The organism is Pelatocladus sp. BLCC-F211, assembly GCF_041928655.1.
Classification (GTDB): Bacteria; Cyanobacteriota; Cyanobacteriia; order Cyanobacteriales; family Nostocaceae; genus Pelatocladus.
Genome location: NZ_JBHFLM010000033.1, coordinates 1 through 3,043, shown reverse-complemented (window position 1 = coordinate 3,043; position 3,043 = coordinate 1). Strand labels below are relative to the sequence as shown.

General features: G+C 40.0%; 3 protein-coding genes. 2 read left to right on the top strand and 1 reads right to left on the bottom strand.

What is annotated here, in order from left to right:
- Nucleotides 1–169 precede the first annotated feature (169 nt).
- Together ACE1AT_RS03200 and ACE1AT_RS03195 are read left to right on the top strand one after the other, a co-directional pair.
- Nucleotides 170–1,426, top strand: coding sequence for a choice-of-anchor X domain-containing protein (locus ACE1AT_RS03200; RefSeq protein ID WP_374865868.1), 1,257 nt, complete (start codon nucleotides 170–172; stop codon nucleotides 1,424–1,426).
- Nucleotides 1,427–1,856: 430 nt separating this feature from the next.
- Nucleotides 1,857–2,453, top strand: a complete 597-nt coding sequence (locus tag ACE1AT_RS03195) for a hypothetical protein (protein ID WP_374865867.1) — start codon at nucleotides 1,857–1,859, stop codon at nucleotides 2,451–2,453.
- A 428-nt stretch (nucleotides 2,454–2,881) separates the two neighbouring features.
- On the opposite strand, the gene ACE1AT_RS03190 is transcribed toward ACE1AT_RS03195, so the two are convergent.
- Nucleotides 2,882–3,007: a DNA cytosine methyltransferase gene (locus ACE1AT_RS03190; protein WP_374865869.1), complete on the bottom strand. Its 126-nt coding sequence runs from the start codon at nucleotides 3,005–3,007 to the stop codon at nucleotides 2,882–2,884.
- Nucleotides 3,008–3,043 lie beyond the last annotated feature (36 nt).

The following is a 3,043-nucleotide window of genomic DNA, read 5'->3' as shown; positions in this document are numbered from 1 at the left end:
AATTTCAAAGATATTTGTGTGGGGTTAGTAACCGAATTAATGAGAATTAATCGTAATAAACGTAAATATTATCAACAGGGTTTAAGGGCTATGAAGCTTATCGAGTCTATGTTTTAGCTTATTTCGTCGCCCCCTCAGTTCAGTAATACCAACACTACAGAAAGAAGGAGTGACTGTATTAACGCTCGGAGTCGGTAGCGGTATTTCTACCTCTGGTCAAGCAACTTTGCAAAATATTGCAACTTCAACAGGCGGTAAGTTTTATCGTGTCGCCAATAGTTCTGATCTTAGTAATGTCTTCATTCAACTTGCTGCTGAAAGTACCGGCAATGGCATTTTGGCATCTGCTCCGGTAAATACAATTTCAGCAAATCAAGCCGTTGAGTTTCCAATCTTTGTAGAGAACAATGCAGACAGCGCAACGTTTGCATTAAGCTTGGCAAATTCCAGTGACAACATCTCGCTTTCATTAACTACTCCTTCGGGCAACATTATCAATAAAGAATCTGCCAGCAGTTATCCTAATGTTGAATTTATAGGTGGCTCAAATAGCGTCATCTTCCGGATTGCTAAACCTGAAAGTGGGACATGGAAGATGAACGTGTCCAGTAGCAATGTCACTACAGGCAAATTCGGTATCGTAGCGTTTGCAGATCACGACGGTGTTCAGCTCAATCTGTCTGTTCAAAAGGATGTAGTAAAATTTCCCGAAGTTGTGAAGCTACAAGCTACACCAACCTTCGATGGACAAGCAGTCGTTGGAGCCAAAGTACAGGGTAAAGCAATACGCCCAGATGGTAGCTCAGTTCCGATAGTTTTCTATGATGATGGATTGGCTGAACATGGAGATGCTCTACCTGGTGACGGTCAGTATGGGGCAATATTTAATGCTTACAATGACGATGGTACCTATACATTCAATGCTGCGGTAGAAAATGTCAATGGTCGTACATTTGCTGGTGAGGAGTTATTTTCCAACTCTGCACCATCGAACGAGAAACCGGTTCCAAAGTTCAATCGAGAAGCAAGTACAACAGCAGTAGTCACCGATGTTCCAGATTTTGTCGTGGCAACTACAGAATTTGGTCCTGAAACAATTAACCTTAAAAGCCAAGGTCGTTTCGTAACAGCATATATTGAACTGCCACCTCCGTTTGCTCCTGCCAATATAAATGTTTCATCTGTAAAGATTACAGCTATTGATGGCGTGTCTATTTCACCTATCAAGGCTGAGTCTTCACCCACAGAAGTAGGTGACTTTGATAATGATGGTGTACCTGATCTTATGGTCAAGTTCAACAGATCAGCACTGCAAGCTGTTCTCTCGCCAGGAATGCGTAAGATTACAGTGGAAGGTTCTATAGACAACCGACTATTTGTTGGGGAACGCAGTGTGGGCGTGATTCAGCCAGGTAAGACCAAATAAGAATTTTTCTGGAGCGCCAATTCAGTAGAAGTATCGGCGCTCCAGATGATGATTGCTTTAGAAGATACCGATTATACTAAATTGCCTTTGGTCGTCATTGTGATCGAAGCGAAATAATCTCGCCAAAAGCTTGAATGTAGTACATTTAGCTTAAAATCAAACAGTACCACCTATCCCAATTTGGCATTCTCGGTGGAGACAGGAAACTATTAACAACGAACAAAAAAACAATGTGCGTAATTAATTCTGTCTGAGTACTTAGCTCATGAGAAAATTTATAACTTCGATACATTTTCGAGCTTTAGGAATACTTCTATGTGTTTTGTTAGGAATACTGTTAACTCAGTTCTATATAACAGCAAATGTAAAAGTCTCTTTTAGAGAGGTACTGCTCAAATTTACACCCATGCATAGCCCAATTGCGACCTATATGAAATTAGATCACCAAGGAAATGCTGAAGTTATCCGCTATATCGGCTCACAACAACTTGCAGTTGAAGCATTTCAAGGAAACTTGTCTAGCGATTTTACCAATCGGGTTTTTGCTACCTCAAACAAAGCTTTTGAAGAAGCCTTACATGATCAAAGTTATACTAGTGGTCTGACACAAGGAGATCAGTTTCATCTAGTTTTCGTCGGTGAAAACAAAACTTATAACAAGATTTTTGGGTTTGTTCATCTTGCTCCTAAAGTCGTATCTTCTACTGTTGCTGAACTTCTTAAAGTCGTAAAACACTTGAACCAAGTACCACTAGCAACTGCGTATCTCAAGAGCGAGCCAATATCCAACGAACGTTTTACACAGTTACAATCTTCAGGTTTAGTAAAGAATTTTGAAACATTGCCTACAAAATTACGAGAAATTTTACAGTCAGCAATCGATAAACCTTATACTTTTGTAACCCTTAATAACACACAATATCAGCATTTTTTAGTAAACAAGCTCAATTCAGAATTATTCCTAAATAAACAAGGAAATGGTTATCAAATAGAGCTATTTAGAGCTGATTCGTTAACAAAAGCTTAAGCCGTCAATGCCAAAAAAGAGGACAACTAGAGATAGTGCGATCGCACTCAATCAACCTTCTCAATTTCCGAAATCATCAACCGCGCCGTAGTAGTAATTACAAGACTTGCAACTATAACTAATCTCTATAACTAACCTACGGGATATACCCCAACTCGAACCCGGTCAACCAATTTTGGATTTTGGATTTACGATTTTGGATTGACCTCTCCTTATAAAGAAGAGGCTTGCAATAATGATTTTTTTGGTTTTCATCTGGGTAAACCCAGAGGCTTGCAACCTTTTTTTTAGATTCTAGATTTAGATTTAATCCAAAATCCAAAATCCAAAATCTAAAATCGTCTCGGTCACTATGACGGGGTTTTTGGGTTTGAGTGGAAGCGATCGCACTTGATGTTTTTACTTTTGATGCTGACGTAGTTGCTCTACTATGTAGTCTGTCCGATTGTGATGCACCGCAATGCTTCGAGCCACAAGCTTGACTCTGGGTGCTTGAGTCCGGTTCCGTTACCTGCAATGCTGGTTCCGGTGCAGGGAAATCCCAGAGTAAACAACTCATATTCTCCAGTTCTGGGGGAAAAGTCTCTGAT